The sequence below is a fragment of the Chloroflexus sp. genome (assembly GCF_056331925.1).
This window is the reverse complement of sequence record NZ_JBWGQH010000016.1, coordinates 55,414-81,252: the sequence shown is the minus strand read 5'-3', so window position 1 is coordinate 81,252 and position 25,839 is coordinate 55,414. Positions and strand designations below refer to the sequence as shown.

The 25,839-nt window shown below is 54.3% G+C and carries 21 protein-coding genes; 11 read left to right on the top strand and 10 right to left on the bottom strand.

Features of this window, described 5'->3' with window-relative positions; all coding sequences use genetic code 11:
* Positions 1-71 precede the first annotated feature (71 nt).
* Positions 72-1,088 carry a gluconeogenesis factor YvcK family protein gene (locus AC01ZF_RS10100; protein ID WP_424676290.1) on the top strand — a complete coding sequence of 339 codons (1,017 nt, stop codon included), beginning with the start codon at positions 72-74 and terminating at the stop codon, positions 1,086-1,088.
* Positions 1,089-1,294: 206 nt separating this feature from the next.
* Here the strand turns inward: AC01ZF_RS10100 and AC01ZF_RS10095 are convergent, their stop codons facing one another.
* Positions 1,295-1,600, bottom strand: coding sequence for a P-II family nitrogen regulator (locus tag AC01ZF_RS10095; RefSeq protein ID WP_424676289.1), 306 nt, complete (start codon positions 1,598-1,600; stop codon positions 1,295-1,297).
* 12 nt (positions 1,601-1,612) lie between these two features.
* The gene (locus AC01ZF_RS10090; protein WP_428111814.1) at positions 1,613-2,593 is read right to left on the bottom strand and encodes a sodium-dependent bicarbonate transport family permease; all 981 of its coding nucleotides are present in this window, start codon (positions 2,591-2,593) and stop codon (positions 1,613-1,615) included.
* A gap of 131 nt (positions 2,594-2,724) precedes the next feature.
* Here AC01ZF_RS10090 and AC01ZF_RS10085 point away from each other — a divergent pair, with 131 nt between their 5' ends.
* On the top strand, positions 2,725-4,140 hold the full coding sequence (locus AC01ZF_RS10085; protein ID WP_424676287.1) for an MFS transporter: 1,416 nt from the start codon (positions 2,725-2,727) through the stop codon (positions 4,138-4,140).
* Positions 4,141-4,162: 22 nt separating this feature from the next.
* On the opposite strand, the gene AC01ZF_RS10080 is transcribed toward AC01ZF_RS10085, so the two are convergent.
* Positions 4,163-4,825, bottom strand: coding sequence for an endonuclease III domain-containing protein (locus AC01ZF_RS10080; protein WP_424676286.1), 663 nt, complete (start codon positions 4,823-4,825; stop codon positions 4,163-4,165).
* 95 nt (positions 4,826-4,920) lie between these two features.
* On the opposite strand from AC01ZF_RS10080, the gene AC01ZF_RS10075 reads away from it, so the two are divergent.
* The 7 genes from AC01ZF_RS10075 to AC01ZF_RS10045 all read left to right on the top strand — a co-directional run bounded on the left by AC01ZF_RS10075 (position 4,921) and on the right by AC01ZF_RS10045 (position 13,068).
* Entirely contained in the window at positions 4,921-6,357 is a 1,437-nt protein-coding gene (locus tag AC01ZF_RS10075) for a peptidoglycan-binding protein (protein ID WP_428111810.1), read from the top strand.
* A complete protein-coding gene (locus AC01ZF_RS10070) occupies positions 6,354-6,851 on the top strand; it encodes a hypothetical protein (RefSeq protein ID WP_424676284.1) in 498 nt (165 codons plus the stop codon). The genes AC01ZF_RS10075 and AC01ZF_RS10070 overlap by 4 nt, the downstream gene beginning before the upstream one ends.
* A gap of 599 nt (positions 6,852-7,450) precedes the next feature.
* Positions 7,451-9,259, top strand: a complete 1,809-nt coding sequence (locus AC01ZF_RS10065) for a peptide ABC transporter substrate-binding protein (RefSeq protein ID WP_476575336.1) — start codon at positions 7,451-7,453, stop codon at positions 9,257-9,259.
* A gap of 102 nt (positions 9,260-9,361) precedes the next feature.
* The gene (locus AC01ZF_RS10060) at positions 9,362-10,321 is read left to right on the top strand and encodes an ABC transporter permease (protein WP_424676283.1); all 960 of its coding nucleotides are present in this window, start codon (positions 9,362-9,364) and stop codon (positions 10,319-10,321) included.
* 38 nt (positions 10,322-10,359) lie between these two features.
* Positions 10,360-11,388: an ABC transporter permease gene (locus AC01ZF_RS10055; protein WP_424676282.1), complete on the top strand. Its 1,029-nt coding sequence runs from the start codon at positions 10,360-10,362 to the stop codon at positions 11,386-11,388.
* 23 nt (positions 11,389-11,411) lie between these two features.
* Positions 11,412-11,840 (top strand): hypothetical protein, encoded by a 429-nt coding sequence (locus AC01ZF_RS10050; protein ID WP_424676281.1) that lies wholly within the window; start codon positions 11,412-11,414, stop codon positions 11,838-11,840.
* Positions 11,841-11,907: 67 nt separating this feature from the next.
* Positions 11,908-13,068, top strand: coding sequence for a phospholipase D-like domain-containing protein (locus tag AC01ZF_RS10045; RefSeq protein ID WP_424676280.1), 1,161 nt, complete (start codon positions 11,908-11,910; stop codon positions 13,066-13,068).
* Positions 13,069-13,087: 19 nt separating this feature from the next.
* On the opposite strand, the gene AC01ZF_RS10040 is transcribed toward AC01ZF_RS10045, so the two are convergent.
* The 4 genes from AC01ZF_RS10040 to AC01ZF_RS10025 form a co-directional block, all read right to left on the bottom strand.
* Positions 13,088-14,359: a nuclease-related domain-containing protein gene (locus AC01ZF_RS10040; protein WP_424676279.1), complete on the bottom strand. Its 1,272-nt coding sequence runs from the start codon at positions 14,357-14,359 to the stop codon at positions 13,088-13,090.
* A 10-nt stretch (positions 14,360-14,369) separates the two neighbouring features.
* Positions 14,370-16,364, bottom strand: a complete 1,995-nt coding sequence (gene uvrB / locus AC01ZF_RS10035; RefSeq protein WP_428111798.1) for an excinuclease ABC subunit UvrB — start codon at positions 16,362-16,364, stop codon at positions 14,370-14,372.
* A 142-nt stretch (positions 16,365-16,506) separates the two neighbouring features.
* A complete protein-coding gene (locus tag AC01ZF_RS10030; protein ID WP_424676277.1) occupies positions 16,507-17,247 on the bottom strand; it encodes an SIMPL domain-containing protein in 741 nt (246 codons plus the stop codon).
* Positions 17,248-17,322: 75 nt separating this feature from the next.
* Positions 17,323-18,711, bottom strand: a complete 1,389-nt coding sequence (locus tag AC01ZF_RS10025; RefSeq protein WP_476575333.1) for an MATE family efflux transporter — start codon at positions 18,709-18,711, stop codon at positions 17,323-17,325.
* A 182-nt stretch (positions 18,712-18,893) separates the two neighbouring features.
* On the opposite strand from AC01ZF_RS10025, the gene AC01ZF_RS10020 reads away from it, so the two are divergent.
* Complete coding sequence (locus tag AC01ZF_RS10020) at positions 18,894-20,864, top strand: amidohydrolase family protein (RefSeq protein ID WP_424676275.1); 1,971 nt, start codon at positions 18,894-18,896, stop codon at positions 20,862-20,864.
* Positions 20,861-21,517: a dephospho-CoA kinase gene (gene coaE, locus AC01ZF_RS10015; RefSeq protein WP_424676274.1), complete on the top strand. Its 657-nt coding sequence runs from the start codon at positions 20,861-20,863 to the stop codon at positions 21,515-21,517. Before AC01ZF_RS10020 ends, coaE begins: the two co-directional genes overlap by 4 nt.
* Here coaE and AC01ZF_RS10010 read toward each other — a convergent pair.
* The 3 genes from AC01ZF_RS10010 to AC01ZF_RS10000 form a co-directional block, all read right to left on the bottom strand.
* On the bottom strand, positions 21,505-23,985 hold the full coding sequence (locus AC01ZF_RS10010; RefSeq protein ID WP_476575332.1) for a transglycosylase domain-containing protein: 2,481 nt from the start codon (positions 23,983-23,985) through the stop codon (positions 21,505-21,507). The genes coaE and AC01ZF_RS10010 overlap by 13 nt on opposite strands.
* A 211-nt stretch (positions 23,986-24,196) precedes the next feature.
* Positions 24,197-24,769 (bottom strand): transposase, encoded by a 573-nt coding sequence (locus tag AC01ZF_RS10005; protein ID WP_428111794.1) that lies wholly within the window; start codon positions 24,767-24,769, stop codon positions 24,197-24,199.
* A gap of 241 nt (positions 24,770-25,010) precedes the next feature.
* Positions 25,011-25,832: an alpha/beta hydrolase family protein gene (locus tag AC01ZF_RS10000; RefSeq protein ID WP_424676472.1), complete on the bottom strand. Its 822-nt coding sequence runs from the start codon at positions 25,830-25,832 to the stop codon at positions 25,011-25,013.
* Positions 25,833-25,839 lie beyond the last annotated feature (7 nt).

The window sequence follows — 25,839 nt, the reverse complement described above, 5'->3', positions numbered from 1 at the left end:
GAGCTGCCCAGCCTGGCTCATCTTATATCGCATTCTAGCTCTGACTGTCAAGCTTTCAAAGGACCCATACTATGACAAATCTCCCCTCCTTACGACTGGTTGCCCTTGGTGGCGGTAGCGGTAGTGCCCAGACCCTACTCGGTACCCGCCCCTTCTTCGCCGAACGTACCGCGATCATTGCCGTAACCGATTCGGGGCGCAGTACTGGTATTGCGCGTCAGATCGCCGATATTCCGGCCCCCGGCGATCTACGTAACGTACTGGCTACATTAGCTGCCACACCAAACCAAACGCTTGCCCGCTTAATGCAATACCGACTCAAAAGCCCGTCCTTTCCCCTTCTCGATGGAATGGCAATCGGGAATCTGATGTTGGGCGGATTAGTACAGATGGAAGGAGACATTGCCGCCGCAGCAGCGACTGCACGCGAGTTGTTGGGTTGCCCAGAGCACATTCTACCCGTTTCGACGGCCAATACCCGTTTGTGTGCCGAGTTGACCGACGGGCGCATCGTCACCGATGAGGTTGCCGTGCGGGCACTTGGCAAACCACCGATTCGCCGCCTCTTCCTCGACCCACCGGCAGCAGCGTACTCGCCTGCGCTGACCGCACTGGCTACCGCCGATCTGATCGTAATCGGCCCCGGTAGCTTCTACACATCGCTCCTAGCAACCCTCTGCTTTGATGGTGTCGTCGAGACCCTCCGCACCACACCAGCAACCATCGTATTTGTTTGCAACACAACAACTCAACCCGGTCAGACCGATGGTATGACCGTAGCCGACCACGTGGCCCGTCTTGTCGAAGTCCTCGGCCCAGGTGTGCTTGACGTAGCGTTAATTAACGATGCGAACGCCCTCCATCCGGCAGTCGCTGCTCACTACCAAGCTTCCGACCTGCATCCACTCCTACCGACCGATGCCGACCGACAAGCGATTCGTGCCCTCGGCGTCGAGCCGCTGGTGCGTGATTTGGCCGAACCTGATCCCGGCAATCGTGACCTGTGGCAAAAAGCCGATACCATCCGCCATGATCCTCAGACACTCGGTTTAGCGCTGTGGAAGATCGCGCTTGATCGGGTACGATAAACGAACAATGGGTTACGTATGGAGATCGCATTGCCATGCACCCAGCTATTATCCACCATCCGTTCCATCCGTGTGCTCGCACTTTAGCAACGGGACACGGATGCGACGGATGGGACGGATGAGCACGGATGGCGTCGAGCTTTCTTCATTCGTCCCATCCGGATACAGTATCATCCTTTGCGACTTTGCGTTCCACACGTTCATCATCACCCACGAAACTTATCACCCCGCACCACCTGCACATCGATCATGTACGCAATCACGGCGAAATAGGGAAAATAGGTAGTAGCCAGATGCTGCAAGATCTGTTCGGCTACTTCCGGCGCAACCAATGTCTCAATCCGCAAGCTCTTACCTTCCCACTCACTGGCGTGAACGCCGCGGGTACCTTCACCACGCACTTCACCGACGGTATAGCCGCGAGCACCTAACTGACGCAATTCGCGTAAGATCCGCTCTTCGAGGATTGCCTCAGTAATAATCGTCACCAATTTGATTGTCGTCAATTCCATTGACAACCCCTTCTACCCTGACACCCCACCGGTAATCCATGTCGCAAAGGTGTAATACAACGGCAAGCCTATCGCAAGATTAAACGGAAAGGTAATCCCAAGAGCTGCTGTTAGATAGAAGCCCGGATTCGCTTGAGGCAACGCAATACGCACCGCTGCCGGAGCCGCAATGTACGATGCACTCGCCGCTAATACGCCAAGAATCGTACTACCACCAAGTGACAACCCGGCCCAATGCCCAAACCAAACACCAAGCAGCCCATTGACTATCGGCATAATAATACCAAACCCAAGCAGAAATAAACCGGCACTGGGCAAATCGCGAAACCGCCGTGCGGCGACCATACCAAGCTCAAGCAAGAAAAAGGTCAAAGCTCCTTTGAAGAGATCAAGAAACAACGGTGCCACTTCTTTACCTCCGCCTGGACCGGTTAGCCAACCGATGATCATCCCACCAACTAGCAGTAAGATACTTTTACTGGTGATAAGTTCGTAAACCGCTTTTTGCCAATCACCACCTTGCTGACCACCAGCCATCTGCGCAATGAGCAAAGAAATCACAATAGCCGGTACCTCGAGAATGGCAACCAAGGCCGGCATAAAGCCCTCATAACGAATTCCGATGGTATCGAGAAACGTCTGCGATGCGGCAAACGTCACTGCCGACACCGAACCATAGTGTGCCGCCAGTGCAGCCGCGTCGGCTACACTGAGTTTGCCGATCCGCCGAGCAACGATGTACGCGATGATCGGAATAATGACGCCGAGCAGAAACGTCGCCAAAGCCGGCGCCCAAAAGACAGCGAGACTGGTTTCGGCAAGCGCAATACCTCCTTTCAAACCAATCGCCAGTAATAAGTAGATCGAAAGCGTGGTATACAACTCATCAGGAAGTTTCAGATCGCTGCCTACAAGTGTCGCCACAATGCCTAATGCGAAGGCTAACACCATTGGTGAAAGCAGATTAATGCGCAACAACTCAAGCACTGCCATATCAAACCCTCAATCTGCAGAAGTACGACTTTGCCCACACAAATGCAATCCTACCATTGCGTGTTACAAAGCCGGCAGTGGTACAATAGGAACACCGTTCATCTGATGATACACCAAAGGAGCAACGTTCTATGGCCGCCACGACGTCGGCAAATGCTGAGCGCCTGTCACTGGCAACTCGTCTTGCCTTTGGTGCCGGTGATCTCGGCCCAGCTATTGCCACCATTGTCGCCTCGTTCTTCCAACTCTACTTTCTCACGACGATTGCCGGTTTACCACCCGGCCTTGCCGGTACGATCCTCCTGATCGTCAAAATCTGGGATGCCGTCAATGATCCTATTATCGGTTGGTTGACCGATAAGACCCAAACACGTTGGGGACGACGCCGACCGTGGTTACTGTTCGGCGCAGCACCGTTTGGCCTGCTCTTCTTTTTGCAATGGGTAGTACCACCATTTGATGTGACCGGGAAGTTTATCTATTATCTCATCATCGCCCTGCTGTTTGATACCGCCTTCACGGTAGTAAATGTACCGTACACTGCGCTCACCCCCGAACTCACCCGCGATTACGACGAACGCACTGCCCTCAATTCATACCGCTTCGCCTTTAGCATTGGCGGAAGCCTTCTCGGCGGTATTTTGCACCAGATCATCGTCGGCCAGTTTGCCGATCAGCGAGTCGGTTATCTCGTATCGGGAGCTGTGGTTGGCGTCTTGATCGCCGTCCCATTTCTCTGGTGCTTCTTCGGAACGCGCGAACGGTACGAACCCGAACCGGGTGCTGAAGAGCTGAGCTTGCTCGATCAGATCCGCTATGTGTTCAAAAATCGTCCTTTTCTCTTTGTGGTTGGTATCTATATGTTTTCGTGGCTAGCCGTGCAGGTCACATCGAGCGTGCTCACCTTCTTTATCGTCTTCTGGCTGGGTAGTGTGCCACAATTTCCAACCACAGCCTTTGGCCTCACGTTTGGGAGTGCTAACGACCTCATTCCCGTTATGCTCTTTGCCGTGCAAGGATCGGCCCTCGTGTTTCTCTTTGTCTGGAGTGCTGTTAGTCGTCGCGTTGGCAAGAAAGCAGTCTACATGATCGGCAGTCTCATCTGGATCGGTGTTCAAGCGTTTCTCTTTTTCCTCCAACCCGAGCAGATCAGCCTTGCCATTATCCTCGGAGTGATTGCCGGTGCCGGCGTTGCTACCGCCTATCTCATTCCATGGAGTATGATGCCCGACGTCATTGAACTTGATGAACTCGAGACCGGTCAACGTCGTGAGGGGATGTTTTACGGCTTTATGGTACTATTGCAGAAGATGGGCTTGGCCATCGGTTTGTTTTTGGTCGGGCAGGCCCTGCAATTTGCCGGCTTTAATGAAAGCTTACCGCCCGGTCAGCAGCCCGAAAGTGCGCTATTGGCAATCCGTCTACTGATCGGCCCGATGCCAACCCTCATTCTAATCTGCGGTATGATCCTCACAGCCTTTTACCCGATTACCAAGGCGAGCCATATCGAGACACTGAAACGGCTAGAGGCGTTACGGAAGCGATAGACTGGATAGCCGGCAAAATAGCTTACCGACTACGGGTCACACCGATACGCGGACAGAGATCACGGATCGGACAGATACTACAACGTGGTGACGTTGGATGACAAATATTTTGCCCCAACGTCACCAGTAACCGATTGATCGGAATCCAATAGCGTTGTGGCAGCTTCGCCCGCAGTGCCATCTCTGTCTCTTCTGGTGTGCGCGTCTGTACATATCCCCAACGATTACAGATCCGATGCACATGCACATCAACACAAATCCCCGGCAGCCCAAACCCAGCCGTTATCACCAGATTCGCCGTTTTGCGCCCAACACCGGGCAGTTTCAGCAACTCATCGAGGTCTGACGGCACTTCACCGCCGTACTTTTCAAGGAGGATTTGGCAGATGGCAACAATTTGCCGGGCTTTGACGCGGTAAAACCCGACCGGGTAGATCAGTTCGGCGATCCGATCAACGCCCAGCGCGAGCATTGCTTCCGGTGTATCGGCAACTGCGAATAAGCGAGGGGCTACAACTGCGGTAAGCGTATCTTTTGTACGTAGACTCAGAATAGTCGCGATTAAAATCCGGAATGGCGTTTGACTGACCTCACCCATCTGATCGATCAACGGGGGCGTGTATTTAGTCAATTCATGTTCGAGAGTGTCCAATACGTGCTCAATCGAAAACTGTGTCACTGTCACGCTTGTATCTCCCTTCTGGCGCCGACGCTCAAGAGCGGTGTACGATATGATGATACTTGAAGTTCGCCCTGACCGTTGCCCAGGAGCGCCTCCTTATGAAACAACGCTGGTTGATCTGGTGGATAGCCGTCATTCTCCTCACGTCCTGCACACCGGCTTCGCCCACGTCAGTACCGTTGTCTACGTCCACACCATCGGGAGAGCGGCCAACTCGAACACCTCGCCCCCAACCGATCACGCCCACGACAGCCCAACCAACAGCAACACCGATGACGACCCTACCGGCGTCGGTATATCTGATTCAGAACGATCAGGTCGTGAGACTCGCTCCCAACGGTCAACAGCTCACCCAGATCACCTACGAACTGCAACCGGTGCGCGAACTGAGCGTTGCGAATAACGGCACACTGGTCTACGTAACTGAAAATAACTTGATAGCCCTCGACGGTGCGGGCCGCCGGGTTGTGATCGGTGCGCAAACCATTAGCCGTCCGCGGATTTCGCCCGACGGCCAGCGTGTTGTCTACCGCCTGGACGATCCGACCCCCGATCTGCTCGGTACAGACGCGCCCAGTGGTGTTTACATTAGCGAGCTACGTGGCGGACGACCACGACTGTTACAGGTCGATGATCCCGAACCGGTCACACCGGATTTCGCCAACCCGTCGTGGCGCTACATACCGGTGTCATGGTCTCCCGATGGTCAGCGGTTGTTATTATACGCCGTGATGCGACCGGAAATCGGTATTCCCGGCGGTGAAGCAGTCATTATCGGGCCAGACGATCGGGTTGTCCGTGCCTTCAGTTGTTGTGAAGAAGAGATATGGAGTGTTAACGGAGACGAATTGACCGTGGCTGGCGGTGGACCCGGTCCTGATCTACGTTTCGGTCTGTATCGGATCGATGTCGAGCATGGCACCGAATCGCCGGTAGTAGCGAGTAGCGAGACGATCATCCCCCTCGTGCGCGCACCACAACGGATGGCGGATGGCGACATCTATGCTTTTATCGAGCTGGTACCAGTACAAGCGTATCAATGGGATTATCCTTTTCACCCCCAGATGGTACGTGTCGGCAATGATGGCATCATAACGCCAATACGGCCTGAACGACTTGGCGAACCGCTGTTGGTCTTGTGGGACCCACAAGTACGCGGTGCTTTGGTTCAATTCGCCGAACAAGCGAACCTGATCTGGTTACCAACCGATCCCACCCTACCGATTGTCACAACCGTCGCCAACGGTGTTGCCGCTGCGTGGACACCTACAGCCGACTTGAGCATCCGCCCTTGTGACGGCTTTGCGACCATTTCACCCCAACCCGCCAACCACCGTCAGTTCGATCCGGCGGTTGCCGACCTCCAAGGGCGGCTCGCCGCTCTCGGCTTCGATCCCGGACCCATTGATGGTCTATTCGGCCCGACTACTGCTACCGCCGTGCAGGCTTTTCGCATTGCTGCCGGTTTACCAGCAGGCGACAGTGTTGATTGCGCAGCTTGGCAAAGCCTTTTAACCCGGAGTATTGCTCAATGATCGTACCGCCAGACCTCATCGAGCCGATCACCGCTATTCACGCCGCCCCACACCGGCTTGTCCTCGCCTTTGCCGGCGCCGGCAGCTTGGGGCTTGCCTGGCTACACGCAATTGCCGGATCGTCACGCACCATCCTCGAAGCAATTGATGCGTATTCACCCCCATCGTTGGCCCAGCTCACCGGTAATCTTGCGGCGCCGGCAGTCAGCGCGTTGACTGCGCAAGCGATGGCTACCTGGGCCTACCAACGTGCGCAAGCGCTGAGTAGCGGTGAATGGCCTTTGCTCGGCATTGGGCTAACAGCCGCGATCATCACCGACCGTGCGCGGCGTGGCCCCGACCACGCCTTCCTCGCCATTCACAGCTCAGATGGCATCTCTACGACCCATCTGATAATGGAGCGTATCGCCCAACAACGGAGCGATCAGGAAATCTATGTTAGCCGCTGGCTGATCACCGAAATTGCCCGGGCATGCGGTGTATTGTGCAAGTAGTACGACTACGAAGGTAGATCAACGTCGAGCAAACCCCTTACCGTCGCGCCACATCGTGAATAATTACGCATTCTCTGGCAACATGACTCAGTTTCTTGACAATTTGCTGAGCCTGTGGTACTGTTCAGGCATTCTGCACGTGTGTCAACGGATACATCAAAGATGATGGTAGTGGACAGTACACAGTAGTGCCGTGTAGCGCAGGGCGGATAGATCGGTGGCAGATCGCCGCTCTTTCATCATACCCAACATTGGTGAAAGTCATTAGGTATGGGTGAAAGGACACAATGTCGTGTCCCGTCTGCCCAACCACCCAACCAACGGATGTCGAGTTGGAAGCAGCGGATCCAGGTAACAGATAGTCTACAACTACAACGTCGCTAGGCGGCGTTCACAGTGAGGAGTAAGATACCTTCGTGATTACATTAGTTGAGTGTGACCATACTCTGTCTGGTGGGTCGATGCGACGGCTACTACTAGATCATGAAGCATCATAATCCTCACCCACAAACAACGCTGCTGCCAACTCTGGTCATCAATCAGGTCGTCATTTTAGAAATGAGGAGGTTCGTGTGTCGCACAAACGTCTTTGGGCATGGATGACCCTCATGGCAGTAGCGGCAATGATCTTGGCAGCCTGCGGTGCAGGTCAACAGCAGACCCAACCTACTACTGCACCGGCTGCGCAGGCAACCACTGCCCCACAGCCAACCGCTGCCCCACAGCCAACCGCTGCCCCACAGCCAACCGCTGCCCCGCAACCAACTGCCGCACCGGCACCACAGAAGGGCGGCAAACTGACGATTCTCTACTGGCAAGCAGTAACCACCCTGAATCCACACCTTGCCACCGGTACGAAAGACTTCGACGGCGCAACCGTCATACTTGAACCGCTTGCCCGTTACAACGAAAAAGACGAGCTAGTACCCTTCCTCGCCGCCGAAATTCCGACTGTTGAGAATGGAGGTGTTGCCGCCGACGGCACCAGTGTGACCTGGAAGATCAAGCCGGGTCTTAAATGGTCGGACGGCACAGATTTCACGGTGGAAGACATTATATTCACGTGGAAGTACTGCGCCGACCCGGCCACGGCATGCACCACCAAAGCGGCCTTTGATCCGATTGAGAATATCGAGAAGATTGATGACCTGACGATCAAGATCACGTGGAAAGAACCGACGGCCGATCCGTACATCGCCTTCGTCGGCCCGTTTGGAATGATCTTACAGCAGAAGCAGTTCGGCAACTGCATCGGCGCCGCCGCCAGCACGAGTGCCGAGTGCCAAGCTGCTAATCTGGCTCCGATTGGTACCAATGCGTGGAAGTTGCGTGAGTTCCGCCCCGGCGACACCGTCATCTACGAGCGTAACCCCTTCTTCCGCGACGCCGATAACGTCTTCTTCGACGAAGTCGAGATTAAGGGTGGTGGTGATGCCACCTCGGCGGCGCGAGCAGTCTGCGAGACTGGTGAGGTCGACTTTGCGTGGAACTTACAGATTCCCAAGGCGGTGCTCGAACCGATCTTGGCTGCCGGGAAGTGCGATGCGATTGCCGGTGGTTCGTTTGGTGTTGAGCGCATTGTAGTCAACTTCGCCAATCCTGACCCTGCCTTGGGTGACAAGCGCAGCGAACCTGATCAGCCTCACCCATTCTTAACTGAACTTGCAGTACGGAAGGCAATCGCGCTAGCAATCGACCGTAAGGCGATTGCCGATCAGCTCTACGGCCCGACCGGTGAACCGACGTGTAACATTCTGGTGGTGCCGGCAGCCGTTAATTCACCCAACACCACCTGCGAGCGCAATGTTGAGGAAGCCAAGCGGCTCCTTGAGGAAGCCGGTTGGAAGCTCAATGGGTCGGTGCGAGAGAAGAATGGTATTAAGCTGATTGTCAGCTTCCAGACCAGCATCAACACCCTGCGGCAAGGCGAACAGGCGATCATCAAGTCGAATCTGGCCGAGATCGGTATTCAAGTTAACGTCAAGGCGATTGATGCTGCCGTTTTCTTCGGTGGCGATGCCGGCAATCCCGATACATTGAACAAGTTTTACGCCGATCTGCAAATGTATACCAACGGCCCAGACTCGCCTGACCCACAGAAGTATCTGCAAGGCTGGATTTGCGCTGAGCGGGCTTCATCAGCCAACCAATGGAACGGCAACAACGACGGTCGCTACTGCAACCCCGAATACGATGCCTTGTTCGAGCAATTGAAGAAAGAGCTTGATCCAAAGCGCCGCGCACAACTGGCGATTCAAATGAATGATTTGCTGGTCAACGACGTGGCCGTCATTCCGCTCATTAACCGACGCACACCCAACGCGAAGCTGAAGAACCTCGAAGGACCAACCTTCAACACGTTCGACAGCAGTATTTGGAACATCGCAACGTGGCGGCGCGTTCCGTAAGCGGTAGTATTTGCTGATGCCTGGCAGAGGCGCATAACCTGCGTCTCTGCCAGGTTCGATAAATAATGGTTATGCTTTGTTTACGCTCTGGGGCAATCTACTATGTTGCAATATATCATTCGAAGATTGTTGATAGCGATTCCCACCCTCTTAATTATCAGTTTTGTGATCTTTGCTGTACTTGCCCTTGCCCCCGGCGATCCATTAGCCCAATTTGCCCTTAATCCCGCCATTCCCGAATCGACTCGCGAGTTGATCCGCATTCAGTTTGGCCTTGATCAGCCATGGCCAATACGCTACGTGCGTTGGCTCACCTCATTGCTACGTGGTGATTGGGGATTCTCGTTTGGGACACGCGGTCCGGTAATCGATCTGATTTGGCAACGTTTGCCACAAACTTTAGTAGTAGTCGGATCGGCGTACATTATTGCCGTAATGTTAGCAATCCCGATTGGTATTATCTCGGCGGTAAAACAATATTCGCTTTTTGATAATATAGCTACCTTTTTTGCCTTTATTGGGTTTTCAGTACCTTCATTCTTTACCGGTCTGGTCTTGATTTTGGTATTTGCGATTAATTTGAAATGGTTTCCTATTGTTTACAATACAACATTACAAGTTGTTGATTGGGATACCTTCACCCAGCAGGTACGACAGATGGTGCTACCGGTGACTGTGTTGGTTGTTCAGCAAACAGCAGCTCTCACTCGCTTTATGCGCTCGTCGATGCTCGATAACTTAACGCTTGATTATGTGCGCACAGCGCGAGCGAAAGGCCTCAGTGACCGAATGGTAGTACTGCGTCATGTGCTGGTCAATAGTCTGATCCCAGTAGTGACATTGATTGCGCTCGGTATTCCAACGATCTTCGCCGGCGCGATCATTACCGAGAATCTGTTCCGAGTTAACGGTCTTGGGGCACTGCTAATTACATCGATCAACAATTCCGATACACCAGTTGTAATGGCTTTGACCTTTATCTTCGCAATCCTCACCGTCATCTTTAATCTGATCGCCGATATTCTGTACGGTGTGCTCGATCCGCGTGTCCGCTATTCATAATTGTTGTTGACAACAAAGTGCGGAAAGGGTTATGACCCATGTCTGAAATAGAAATGAACGGTGCGGTTGGGCTAACACCAAGCGCTCGCGCACAACAGATGACGAGTCGACTGCCAGCTAAGCCGCGCACATTGCTGAGTGACGCATGGCGACGCTTTCGTAAGCATCGGTTGGCTATGCTCGGTGTGATCGTTCTCCTGACACTCGCTTTATTGTCGTTTATTGGGCCATACATATATATCCCACGCTTGGCTGCCCAGCTTGAAGCTATCGGCTCGCCGTTTATTCAAGATCGGGTTGATTTGCAAACGGCAATCGATCACCTCGACTTTCTCAATATTCTCTCTGCGCCTAGCGCCATTCATCCCTTCGGAACCGATGATCTCGGTCGTGATCTGCTCGCCCGCGCTCTGTACGGGGGCAGAGTGTCGCTACTGGTTGGTCTGACGGCGATGGCAATTGCCATCTCACTAGGAACGATTATTGGTGCTACAGCAGGATTTTTTGGTGGGATCGTCGATCAGATCCTCATGCGGATCACCGACCTCTTTCTTTCCCTACCGGTTATTCCACTCACCCTCCTGGTCGTGTATCTGTTCCGCGACCCGGTGATTCAAGCGATGGGATCGCCCGAAGCCGGTATCTTTACGATTGTGGTGACGGTGATCGGGTGTCTGGCATGGATGAGTACGGCTCGTATCGTGCGCGCTTCGTTCCTCTCGCTCAAAGAGAAGGAGTTTGTCGAAGCGGCAATCGCACTCGGTGTAAGCCGCCCGGCGATTATGTTTCGTCATATCCTGCCCAACGCAGTCGGGCCAATTATTGTGGCAGCAACACTCGAAGTCGGTAGTGCGATTATTACCGAATCCACCCTCTCATTTCTTGGCGTTGGCTTTCCACCCGATACACCGACATGGGGCCGGTTGGTAACGGACGGCAGCCAATATTTGCAGGCCGCGCCATGGTTGGCGCTCTTTCCCGGTGGTTTGATCTTCCTGACCGTACTGAGTATTAACTTTGTCGGCGATGGCTTGCGTGATGCACTTGATCCGCGTTCGCGCCTCTGAGGTCTGTAGAGGATAGGATCGCAATGACGCACAACCTGACACCACTACAACGGTTGGCCGTTGAGGCAATCCAAGAGGATGAGCGATTAACTACCGGTCTCGATGATGAACGGGCAGCAGTACTCTTGCGTTGGGCAACGGCGCAAGCCGCTGATTTGACACGCACAGCAGCCGATGAAGCCGCGGCTGAAGCAGTGGCCCAGGCAGTGCGACAGGCGGTACGAATGGCCGCGCGTGCCGATGGGACAATTGCAACAGCCGAACGGGCATTAGCCGGTTTGTTACCGACCAACCCATCTCATCGGGCTGCCCCATCATCGTCCCCGCCAACCCTCGGTAGTGGGATTGATCAACCCACAAGCCTGCCATCAGCACATCCATCAACTCATGCCTATCGGCGCCGTTGGTTAGAAACTTTACCACTCACCCTGCTGTCTCATATCAAACGATAATCAGTCAACCAACCGTGGTTACTGTACAAGGCGTCGGATTCGTTACATTACCTTTCCTGAGGATTCCATGGCACGCAAGCCATCGTCACGCTCTCCACAACGGCTCAACCGCATTCAGATTATCGTCCTGTTTCTCACGCTGCTGATCGGGTTTCTGGTCACCGCCGGCATTATCGACTTACGACGATTTGGGCTTGACCCAACCACGTTTGGGATTGAGACGCCACCTCAACCTGATAGGAGCGGCGAGATTACCGTGTATTTTACCACCCCATACCTCGTATACCCCGATGTGCCGCGAAACCGTGTCACACCACCATTTTTGCAAGATATTTTGCAAGATATAACGAATGCGCGTCAGAGTATCGATCTGGCAACGTTTGAATATACCTTGCAGCCATTGGCCGAAGCCCTCGCGACGGCGCACCGTCGTGGAGTGAAAGTACGGGCAGCGCTCGACCGTGAGAGCCTTGAAGATCCGGTTGATGCGAAATTCGCTGGTATTCTGGAAGATGCCGGTATTTCCATTAGCTGGGAAGATACACAAGCGTTTCTCCATAGCAAATTCATTATTATCGATAACCAAATCGTTTGGACCGGCTCGTGGAATGCGACCATCAACGATACGTATCGCAACAATAATAATCTGTTGCGGATTACAATACCTTCCCTTGTTGAGAATTATCGTGTCGAGTTTGCCGAGATGGCAGCGGGACGCTTTGGCAACAGTAAACAGGCTGTAACTCCCTTTTCGCGTATTACCACTCCGCAGGCGACCATCGAAAACTACTTTACCCCTCGTGAGCGACCGGCAGCACGGATTGTCGAGATAATCAATGGGGCACGGCGTTCAGTGCGCTTTATGGCCTTTTCATTTACTAGCGACGCAATTGCCGGGGCAATGATTGCTCGCCGGCAGGCAGGGGTTATGGTACAGGGCGTGTTTGAACGACGCAATGCCGATGGTACCGGTTCTGAGTTTGCCCTTCTCCGTGACAATGGCATCGAAGTACTCGCAGACGGTAACTGTTACACGATGCACCACAAGGTAATTATCATCGATGACCGAATTGTGATCACCGGTTCCTACAACTTCACGGCCCGCGCCGAACGCACGAACGACGAGAACTTGCTGATCATCGACGATCCGGTGCTTGCCGCAGCCTACCTGACCGAATTCGAGCGGGTGTTTACCCAGGCCCAGAACCCGCTGCGCTGCCAATCGTGAGGCTTTGTTGGCTTATCACTTACGGCTGCAACGGGATGATAAAACTGGCCTCGCCAAAGGGCTGATCAAGCACGGTAATCCGCAATAGGCTAGCATTAGCCGCCAACTGCCGACGCACGACCGCTACACCACGCTGCCGCCCCCCAGGCGGCACAGTTATCGTACTCGGACGCGAATCGTTGTTCGAGAGTGGGTAATCATTGCCAAGTCCATCACTAATCTTGATATTATCGTTGCGCAACGGCAGATTAATCGGACGGGCAGTATTGTTTTGCACACTCCACGTCATCTCGATCCAGGCACCACATGCGTCAACCTGTTCGAGCGCCACGATAATATCAGGAGAAGCTCCGGTGGTTGCCTCAGCCACAGCGACATTCTGCCACGTCTGACTCTTGGCATCCCACCGTTTGCCGATTAACTGGTACCCATTCCAACGACACACACTCATTGTCGTGTTGAAGCTGAGGATTGACCCTTCGGATGGCGTCCCAACCGATAAGACTGCCGATGGAGCATCGGCGCGTGGGATAGGCGCCGGTGGTGGCAAGAAGAGGAAGAGGAGCAAGACCAACGCAAGCCCGGCAAAAGCTACTGCCCAACGACCTGTCGTCGTCTGCAACGTCCGCCAGAGTTGGGTATACCACGGTAGTACTACTGATGTTGGTGATTCGGCCGGTTGCTCATTTTGTACTACCTCATTCAGTTCGGTCCATGGTGTGCAGTGAAGCAACTTTGGAATAGCCAACATCTCTTCTTCACTCAACTCAATCTCTGAGGAGCGTTCGGTAATCATATATGCCGGCAACTCATCGAGACCGCGTACTTCGACTTTCCAATCGAGATCAAGTTGGGAACCCTCCTCGATGCGGGGAGCAATCACGATGAGTCGCTTGCAGGTACGAAAGTCGATAGTGTTCGCTTTCTGCTCAGAAAGGAACTCGCGCCGGTGTTCGTTGAGGAAGTTCGTGAGCGCGTGAAAATAGGAAATAACCTGATTGTAGGGGTTTTTCCGACCGGGGTTGAGGCGTTTCTGTTCACCGTTACGCCCCTCAACAATCCACGGACCGTTAACACTCCCGATCACCCGTCCATCGCAATGTTTCAGCTCGATAATAACGATTGCATCATGCTTAATGATGACCAAATCGATGCTGCGCCCACCAACACTGAAATTAGAAAGAATAAGGAACAGACCCTCAAGTTTTTCGAGGGTTTGGGCCAAGGCAAGGATTGCTCGACGTTCCTGTGGATGTTCCGGCTTTTCGCCGATCCAGACTTGAACGGCCATAGCGTGCTCGCTACTCAGTCAGTGCTAAAGCCTGTCGCAGCTCGATGATCTGATCACGCAACGCCGCTGCTTTCTCAAAGGCAAGCTCTTTGGCGGCCTGTTTCATCTGCTTCTCGAGGTCTTTGATCAGCTTCAACACTTCATCACGTGGCAGATCAACCGATACGGCAGTCTCCGGGGTAGTCACATACTCACCGCGCTCTTCAGCCACCTTACGAATGCGGTCGGTCAAATCACGTACCCCTTTTGCGATCCCTTGTGGCGTAATGCCGTGACGCACATTGTGCGCCATCTGAATCTCACGTCGGCGTTGCGTCTCACGAATGGCGGCTTCCATCGAACGGGTAACGGTATCAGCGTACATGATTACTTTACCTTCGATATGCCGCGCCGCTCGACCAATGATCTGAATAAGCGATGTCTCTGAGCGAAGATACCCCTCTTTATCCGCATCGAGGATCGCCACCAAACTCACCTCAGGGAGATCAAGCCCCTCACGCAACAGGTTAATCCCCACGACTACATCATACACTCCAAGCCGCAGATCACGCAGAATCTCTACCCGCTCGATGGTGTCGATGTCAGCGTGGAGGTACATCGTGCGTACCCCCATCTCTTTGAGGTAGTCGGCCAAATCTTCGGCCATACGTTTGGTGAGAGTCGTCACCAACACGCGCTGTTTACGTTCTACCCGTCGCCGTATCTCACCGAGCAGATCATCGATTTGCCCGCGCGTCGGGCGCACCTCGATATCCGGATCGAGCAGGCCGGTCGGACGGATAATCTGCTCAACAATCTGTTCACTCTTTTCTCGCTCGTAGGGGCCGGGAGTCGCCGAGACGTAGATCACCTGATAGACGTGCTGCTCAAACTCTTCAAACTTGAGGGGGCGGTTATCGAGTGCCGACGGTAAGCGAAAACCGTAATCAACCAATGTCTGTTTACGCTGACGGTCCCCATTGTACATACCACGCAACTGGGGAATGGTGATGTGACTTTCGTCAATAAACATCAGAAAATCGTCGGGAAAGTAATCGAGCAACGTCCACGGTGTCTGACCGGGTGCGCGTCCGTCGAGATGGCGTGAATAGTTCTCGATCCCACTACAGTAGCCCACTTCACTCAACATTTCGAGGTCGTACAGCGTGCGTTGTTTAAGCCGTTGCGCTTCGAGTAACTTGCCGGCAGCCTCTAATTCTTGCAACCGTTCGTTCAGCTCGGCTTGGATGCTTACAATCGCCAATTGTAGTTTCTCTTTGGTGGTAACGAAGTGCTTAGCCGGATAAATTTCAACCGCCGTATGCTTCAGCAACACCTCGCCGGTAAGCGGATCAAGTTCGACGATCCGATCAACCTCATCACCCCAGAACTCAACCCGGATGGCGGTTTCAGCGTTCGCGGGAATAATATCGAGGGTATCGCCACGAACGCGGAAGGTACCGCGTTGAAAGTCGACATCGTTACGCTCAAATTGCAGGTCGATCAGTTGGCGTAACAGTTTATCGCGGTTACGGACCTCACCGGTACGAAGGAGAATCTTCTCTTGACCGTAGTCGTGCGGTGAACCGAGACCAAAGATCGCCGAAACCGAAGCGACAATCAGGACATCGCGACGGGTTAGCAGTGCTTGGGTCGCCGCGTGACGCAGACGGTCGATTTCTTCATTAATACTAGCCTCTTTCTCGATGTAGAGGTCTTTTGAGGGTACATAGGCTTCGGGCGTATATTCATCGTAGTACGAGATAAACATCTCAACTGCGGCATCAGGTAAAAACTCACGGAACTCAGCCCATAGTTGCGAGACCAGTGTCTTGTTATGGGCAAGCACAAGCGTGGGGCGCTGAATTTGGGCAAAAATATGCGCCATCACAAATGTTTTACCGGTGCCGGTCGCACCGAGCAGCGTTTGATGACGATAACCGGCCCGCAACCCGGCTACGAGTTTCGCTATCGCTTGTGGTTGATCACCGGTCGGCTGATAGGGCGCTTCGATCCGAAACGGCATAGCGTTCTCATCTAAACTTATGGAGAGATAGCAACAGCGCGGTTCGTGCCGGCCACAACAAGGTGGGCTAGGCAACAACGCCGCGCTGCTCCAATGGGCTATTGGTATTATACCAGATAGGGTGCTGACATAACCCGGTTGTTTAGCGCAATTCAAACGTTACTTGCACCGAAGCGTTGTAGGTTTGCTGACCGGGTTGCACCGGTGGAGCCGAGCGAGCTGCGGGGGCACCGTAGGCATCGGCTGCCATCGGCACCGTGATAGGGCTAGCGCTGAAGTTTTCAGTGATGAACAGCACCCGACCTAGCGATGAACCACTCGCCCGCGCCATCTGCTCGGCCCGTGCTCGCGCATTGGCAACTGCCGCCTCACGCGCCTGCGTCATTACCGCTTCCGGATCACTTAATCCAAAACTTACCCCGTACAACCGATTCGCCCCAACCTCTACTACCTGATCGATCAAGTTGCCGGCCTGCGCCAGATTGCGAATGGTGACCGTGACCATATTACTGACCGTGTACGCGATAATGTCTTGACCTTTTTCATCATAAACCGGATAAATGTTGATGCCGGTTGTCTGAATATCTTTGGCGTCGATACCAAGTTGGCGAATGCGCTCAATGATCGCCTGCGCCTGCGTGCTATTTTGGGAGAGTGCCTCTTGAGTGGTCGGGGCTTTGGTCTCCACACCGATGGTTACCGTCGCGATGTCAGGTTCGACCTTTACTTCACCGGTACCGATCACAACAATCTGTGGCATATTGCTGACGCCGGTTTGAGCAACAGCAGTTTGAGCGGGGCGGAGCAGGCCGACCGCGGCCAGTGACAGTACGGCGATGAGGGCTGTTAAGGCGAGAATGGTTGTGAGAAGACGATTTTCCATAATAGTATCTCCTTAGTTGTAGATTACACGTCTCAGAGTAAAGACGCTCACAAGGAGAAACTAGTTCCTCAGCGATTACGCAGACATCGCGGCGTGGAATGTAGTTATTCGTTGGTTCCACTTCCACCAAAAGAACGCTGCCTCAAAGGGACCAAGGATCAAAAAGGCCAGCCAAATGCCCCACAACGCCGGTATCCACCACGTGACAATGAGCAAGGCTAACGCAACACAGAGCCAGGTGACCATACCACTAATGGCAAGTGGGGTGAAGGTGTCACCTAATCCACGCAAGGCACCGCCAAGGGCGAAGGTCACCGCCCAAGCCGGTTGGGTTAACGCAACTATCCGTACTGCCGCAGCCCCTTCGGCAACGAGCTGCGGATCGCTGTTGAACAGGCGAACTAAGCCTTCGGCAACGAATAAAAAAATCATACCTACCCCACCCATCCAGAGAATCGCCCAACGCAGTGCGATTGTCGCAACGATTCGCGCTTCGGTAGGCCGTTGCGCACCAATACTCTGCCCAACCAAAGCTGTTGCCGCCAGACCAAAACCGATACCGGGTAGGAACGAGAGCGAGAGAACATTAATCGCTACCCGATGCGCTGCCAACGGTACCGTACCTAGCGTAGCAACGACCGGTGTCAGTGATGCGAATGCACCGATGATGAGGACTTCTTCAAGGGCGGCCGGTAGACCGATCTGTAACACCTTTCGTAATACGCCAAGCTGTGGTCGCCACGAACCATCACCACCGGCTCGCACACCGTTTCGTCCGCGCCACAGCACAGCACCCATAATTACCGCCCCGATGAGGCGGGCGATGACCGATCCCCACGCACTACCAACAGCACCAAGCACCGGTAACCCCAGCCAACCGAATATCAGCGCAGCGCTGGCGATGACGTTGATCAAGTTGACAAATGCAGTGATCAGCATCGGTGTGCGCGAATCGCCAACCCCGCGCAAGACGCCGCCGATCAACAACATCATTGTTAAAGTTGTGATCGTACTCATAGTCACGGCGAGATAGTCAATCCCGACTAGACTAACATCGGGCGCGAGACCGAACAGCCCGATAAGGGCGAGGGTGAGCGGTACCCCAATAGTGGTGATCGGTAATCCGATCAGGACACTCCAGATCAACCCCTGCCGGGCCAAGCGACCGGCTTCGGTGAGATGACCGGCGCCATACGCTTGGGCAACCAGCACCGCTACTCCCACCGAAAGCGCACTCAGTGCCGCCGTTGTGACGTAGATCACTTGCAACGCAGCACCAACGCCGGCAAGCGCCACTGCTCCTAGCGCTGCGACCAACATCGTATCGACGACACCGAGCATAGTCTGCAATACATTTTCGCCGATCACCGGCCAAGCGAGGCGCAAAACACGCTTTTCGAGCTGGGTACATGTCACAACGGCAGTGACATTCTCCCTATCTGTAATACGTGGTTCTGGATGCATGAGCTGCTTTCGTTATCTGAAAGAGGGTGATATGTGTGATTGTACATGATGATAGAGCGCATTCCATCAGGCTTAGGACGGGTGATACAACTTTGTAGTTAGATCGGGATTCTGACGGATCGCACATATCACGCTTTTCCCGTACAATACCAAGAAGACATCGGACTTGTTGAGGAGGAAGTATGGAGCGTGTTGATACCCTGCTCATCGGTGGTACCGTCGTCACGATGGATGCAGCGTGGCGAATTTTTACCGACGGTGCTGTCGCGATCCGTGATGGGATGATCGTTGCCGTCGGGCCGAGTGCTGAGATCGCGGCCCATTACACTGCGACCGAGACGATTGATTGTCGTGATTGTGCGATTATTCCCGGTCTGATCAACGGTCATGCCCATGTGCCGATGAGCCTGTTACGTGGCTTGGTGGCCGACCAACAACTTGATGTCTGGCTGTTCGGCTACATGTTTCCGGTCGAAAGTCAGTTTGTCGATGCTGAGTTTAGCTACACTGGCACACTGCTCAGTTGTGCCGAGATGATCCGTGGCGGAACAACAACCTTTGTCGATATGTATTATTTTGAAGAGGAAGTTGCACGCGCAGCCGATGAAGTCGGGATGCGGGCAATTTGTGGTCAGACGGTTATGCGCCTGCCAACACCTGATGCCGACTCATTCGATGCCGGGATCGAGCGTGCCCGTCGGTTTATGGCCGAGTGGCGTGGTCATCCACGGATTATCGCTACGGTTGCACCACATGCACCCTATACCTGCACCGACGAAATCTATCGTCAAGCTGCTGCGCTTTGTGCTGAGTTTGGGGCGCCACTGATTACCCACTTGTCGGAGACGGCACGCGAGGTGGAAGAGAGTATTCGCGACCGTGAAGTGACGCCGATCCGTTATGCTAAGCGCGTGGGAGCGTTCGATGTGCCCTGCATTGCTGCGCACTGTGTGCATGCCACTGAAGACGATCTGCGGCTCTTGCGCGAAACTCGCGCCGGTGCTGTACCTTGTCCGACAAGTAATCTTAAGCTCGCCAGTGGTGTAGCGCCTTTTCGCCGTATGATTGAGACCGGTGTGCGGGTTGGTCTCGGCACCGACGGGCCGGCCAGCAATGATGACCAGGATATGTTTACGGAAATCCAACTGGCTGCGCTGTTGCCAAAGGGATTGAGCGGTGACCCGACCGCAGTACCGGCACGCGAGGCATTTGCGCTGGCGACGTGCTGGGGCGCACGAGCAGTCCACCTCGATCACCTGGTCGGTTCCCTCGAAGTAGGTAAACGGGCCGACATTACGGTGGTCGAGTTGCGGCGGTTGCACAGTGCTCCTCGCTACACCTACGCTCCTGATGCAATCTACTCACATCTCGTCTACAGCAGCCGAGCCGCCGATGTACGTGATGTGCTCGTTGATGGGAAGTTGTTGCTGCGTGATCGCCATCTCTTGACTATTGATGAAGATGCAATTATCGGACGTGCGCAAGCGATTGCTGCGCGGATTAACGAGTTTCTCGCTACGCGCGAACGCAACCTGTTGGCGAAGATTTTGGCCCTGGGTGGCGTGCAGCAAGCCGAAATCTTCGAGATTCAAGTCAAGGCCCGACTACAACCCGCCGATGTCGAGCGTGTGCTAGCACTACTCAATCACCCGGCGATTACCATTACGAAAACGAGTGAGCGCACCCAATACGACACGTACTTTATCTTCGCCAACGGTGAACGTATCCGCATTCGCGAAGATCACCGGACCGATCCCGGTGCTCGCCCGCAACCGAAGTACACAATTACCCTGATGGCTGAAGCTCGGCGTTTTGATCAATCGAAGTCGATGATGATCTCGCGAGCACGGTACACCGCTCCCGCCGATCATACGGTACGTTTCTACCGTGAATATTTTCAACCCGACCGGATTGAAGAGTTAGAGAAACGACGGCGGCGTTGGCGGATTCTGTACAAAGACCATGACTTTGCGATCAACCTCGATACACTGGTTGGTCAACCCGATCCCGGTCCCTTCCTCGAAATCAAGAGTCGCACATGGAGTCGGCGTGATGCCGAACGACGCGCCGAGCTGATCGGTGAATTGCTCGAACTGGCCGGCATTGCCGATGAGGCGCTGGTGTTGCAGGAATATGTGGAGATGGCGGTATGAAACATCCCGGCATCTTCCTCATTGGATTGACCGGTGGTATCGCCTGCGGGAAGAGTACTGTTCTGGCGATGCTGGCTGCACTCGGTGCGCGTACCATCGACGCCGATCGTGTTACTCATCGTCTGCAACAACCGGGAACCCCGGTTTATGAGGCCATTGTGGAGGCGTTTGGACCGCATATCCTCACCGCACCCGGTGGAGTCATTGATCGGCGCAAGTTAGGAGAGATTGTGTTTAACGATCCGCAGGCCCTCAAACAATTAGAGGCGATTGTCCATCCGGTGGTGCGTGCTGAGATCCGACGCTTTCTTCACGAAGTTGCCGGTGCCGGAACATACGCCACGCGCTTACGTCCGGTCGAACGGCCAGTTGTCGTGATCGATGCGATCAAGCTGATCGAGTCGGGTTGGGCCGATGAATGCGATCAGGTCTGGGTGGTGACGTGCCCGGTTGAACAGCAGATTGAGCGCCTGATAACTACGCGGGGGATGTCGCCGGCAGAAGCACAGGCGCGGATCGCGGCTCAGCCACCGCAAGAGAGTCGCCTGAGCCGCGCTGATGTCATTATCGATAACAGCGGAACACAAGCACAGACACGAGCACAGGTTGAGGCGGCATGGCAGCAGGCCTTAATTGCAAGTCAAGGTGCATAACGGATACGGCGGCGCTCTTCGATAACACTGCCGTTGGACATCGTTACACGCAGACGAATGGTGTAATCACCCGCCTGCTGGTTACCGGCATTCCACATCCCTAGCAGATTATCCTCAACCGGCTGGCTACTTTGGCTGAGTACCTGCCAGTCGGTTGGGTCTATTCCCTGACCAATGTCAAGGATAAACGGGCCGCGTGCCGTACCCTTGACGAAGAATAGGGTGGTCGTAACAACACTACTCTCATTAAGATCGAGCAGAGCGATAGCGCGATCTGGATCGTTTGGCTGTGGACAATACTTGGTCGGTGGCGCCAAACCATTCCGCCTAGCCCAATCTTCTACTTCAGGCGGGTACGTTAGCACAGCGATCGTGCGGACTTCTTCAGGTGGAGTATAGGGGGTTGCCAAACACGATCCATCACCACCAACACGGTAAAGCTGATACGTCATTGTACTCACCGGCCCATTTTTCTCGAAGAAGCGCTCGGTAATGACTTGTCGGCATTCAGGAAAAGGTGGCCCGCCGGTGTCAGCACAAACCGGGAGTTCGACAATCCCCGGCGGTGGTGAAAAGGGCCGGGCCTGATGACGGGCGTGGTAGCGGAGCATCAATTCACGCCAGATGAGACCGGCTCCATTAGCACCGGCAACTTCAGCCATCGGTCGGCCATCGTTATTGCCAACCCAGACACCGATAACTATCTCGCTACTGTACCCGATTGCCCATGAATCGCGATAATCGTTGCTGGTACCGGTTTTGACTGCCGCCGGGATACCGGGCAGCTCCATAACGTTGTTGCGTCCGAAGACCAATCGGCGCGCTGCGTTGTCGCTGAGGATATCGGTAATGAGAAAGGCGATTTGTTCGCTGTGGGGACCAAGCAGCGGTTTTCCACGAGTCGGTTGCCACGACTCGAGAATCTCGTTACGACTATTCGTGACGCGCAAGATGGCAACCGGCTGCACAAGCCGGCCACCGGCGCGCAAGCCAGCATAAGCGCCGGTGAGTTCGAGCAAGCGAACCTCATTACTGCCTAACGCCATCGCCAGCCCGTAACGACTCGGATCGGTAAACGTCGTAATCCCAAAAGCACTCATGAGATTGACAAAATTCTCAACACCAACATGTTCGAGGGCTTTCACTGCCGGAATATTGAGCGAATTGGCAAGTGCCGTCCGCAAACTCACCGGTCCCCGAAATCGACCATCGTAATTGCGCGGCTCATACACAACCCCATCCTTTTGCCATCGGGAGGGGATATCAAACAAGATCGTCGCCGGTGTCCAACCGCTCTGCAAGGCGGCAGCATAGATGAAAGGTTTCAATGCCGAACCGGGCTGACGTGGCGCTAATGTCACATTCACTTGACCATCGGGAGCGTTGTAATCGACGCTCCCCACCATCGCCAGAATCTGGCCGTCGGGGGCAAGCACAACCACACCGGCGTTGGTCGCATTACGGTCTCGCAATTCGGCCATCTTAGCCGCGACAACCTGCTCGGCCTGGTTCTGCCATGTTGGATCGAGGGTAGTAATGACGCGCAAGCCACCTCGATCCACCATATCCTTACCGAATCGTTGGACGAGCTGATCGTACACGTAAAAGACAAAATGCGGTGCTTTGATAGGTGTCGCTGGCGCGACTAACTGAATGGGTTCGGCGAAGATAGAGTCGGCTTCGGCGGGAGTAATGAAGCCGGCTTCGACCATCCGATCGAGCACAATGCGTTGGCGCTGACGAGCCAACGGTAAGTTTTCAAATGGGTTGTAGTTCGAAGGTGACTGTGGTAAGCCGGCCAGCAGTGTCGCTTCGCCACGATTCAATTGCCAGACGTGTTTGTTGAAATAGCGCAACGCTGCGGCTTCGACACCGTAAGCCTGTGCACCGTAGTACACCTCGTTGAGATATAGCGAGAGGATCTGGTCTTTACTATATACTTGTCCGACCCGAATAGCTAAGATTGCTTCACGAATTTTGCGTTCGATTGACTGTTGCTGAGCCTCCTCGGGGGTAAGCAAAATCGTGCGCACCAATTGCATAGTTATCGTGCTCGCGCCGGAGACGGTTGTACCAGCAGTTACGTTTTGCCAGAAAGCGCGGAAAACACTCGGCACATCAACACCGGGATTCGTGTAGAAATTGGCATCTTCGACGGCAACGGTCGCATCACGAAGGATTTTGGGAATGCGATCGAGGGTTACCGGTACGCGCACACCAAGACCGATCACCTCGTAAAGCAAGGTGTAGCCATCACGGGCGTAAATCTGGGAGTTCTCAAAGCTGCGATACTGGTCGATTAATTCGGGAGGCGGAAGGTCGCGGCTGTAGTAAAAATAGAGTGCGACCAGACTGGCACAGCCAAACATGACCAGTACGAATACTCCAAACACCAGTCGTTTCAACCAGCGCCATAACACAGAGAGAAAGTGGGACGACGATGAGCGATAGCGAAGTCGACGGGACATAGGCAATCGGTACCAACGACATCATGAAACAGAGCATCAGTGAATGCGCTATATGTACTATAGCGCGTTTCAGTGCAGATTGTATATGGAAAAATTGTTAAAACGTTCGGGGTACGAACGACACCGAACGACGATGACGCCGAACGGTCGGGACGTCGACGACGCCGATGACGAAACGACGGTCCCCGTAGAGACGCACGGCCGTGCGTCTCTACGGGGACCGTTCGCCGCGGAATCGGTCGCGTTCCCACCGGACCGGATTATTGCGGATATACGTCATGATACGTTGATACGCAATATCATTGCGGATAATATGATCATGAAATCGGGGTTGCCAGACCGGTACGCCGGGGGTTTGGCGGTATTCATTGATCCGTTTGGTGGCGGCCGCCTTGAATCCGGCAATGAACGATGAAATGGATTTGGGTGGTCGGATGATGCGTTTGCGATCAGGGGATGGTCTGGGGGCCGCACGGACGTGCGGCCTATCAGTGGGTAGATCGATGATTCGCAAAATTGCGTGAATGTGGTTCGGCATAATGACATACACGTCACATACCAATTCGGCACGAATATCAAACGATCGTTCCCATTCCTCGCGCACAATGTTACCCAACGGCGATAAACACATCTGCCCGTGGCGCACAAACCCAAATAGATGTTGGCGTTGCGCTGTGCAGAAGGTGATGAAGTAACGCCCCGGCGCGGCGTAGTTCCACCATGAAGCACGTGCAGATGGAATGCGGTATTTGTTTTTGTAGAGTTGGTTGTTTTTCGCTGTCATCGTTGTGATCTGATCAAATGCGGCTCCTTACTATAGATATACCGTTTGACCAGCGCAAAAGATGCGCAAGATACTAGCGTTTAACGCAGGGATTGCTGAGTACGAACCGCTACGTTCTGATGCACCTACCGCCAGCGAGCGATAGCGCCGCGTTGTGGCCTCATTACACTCAACGCAGAGGATTACGCTACGACAATGCTGTTCGCCTACCCTGACGGTCACCGCCAAACATTCGCCACAGTCAGTTGGCTGCGGGAGCACAACTCCCCTCTCCCCCCGCCTTGATTGCCTCCATCACTGCCGGCCAAGCTGCGCTATGCGGCGTGGTTAGTTCAAAGTGACCACAATGCGGCACCATGCTCAGATGCGCATCATCGCCGGCAGTGCAGGCAGCGGCGACAAAGGCGGCAAGGTAGGTCGGCGGTACAATGCGATCGTCGCTGCCAACGATGTGACGGTGTGGAACGCCGAGCGGTAGCAATGCATGCGGTGAAGCCTCAGCGTATCGCTGTGGTTCATCGTCGATCAGGTCGGCACAGGCAGCGCCACAGCCTGTAGCAGTGATACCTTGTTCCAGATCGGCCACGGCAGCCAGTGCGACAACGCTACGGATCGGTAGTGGATCGGTAGTGTACAAGAGGCTAGTAGAGGGAAGTTTTGGCCGTGCTGCCAGCCAAAGCGCGAGATGACCACCGGCTGAATGACCGACAACAATGACCCGACAAAGATCGAGTGGATACTCCTGAGCCAGTTCCCGCACGTGATCGGCGCCAGCCGCAACATCGTGAAAGGTGTGCGGCCAACCACCACCGTTACCCAACCGACGATACTCAAGACTCCACACGGCATATCCGGCGGTACGCAGTGCAGCACAACACTCGCCGAGTGGTGCGAGATCGTAGACCGCTTGCCAACAACCACCGTGAATAAGGATCACAACCGGTATCGGCTGCTCCGTATCAGGGACGTACAGATCACCAAACTGATCGGGATGCGATCCATACCATACTCGTCTATCGGGCGGGACGTGCGGTTGGGCAAGGTAATCGGCCACGGTCAACATACGGCTA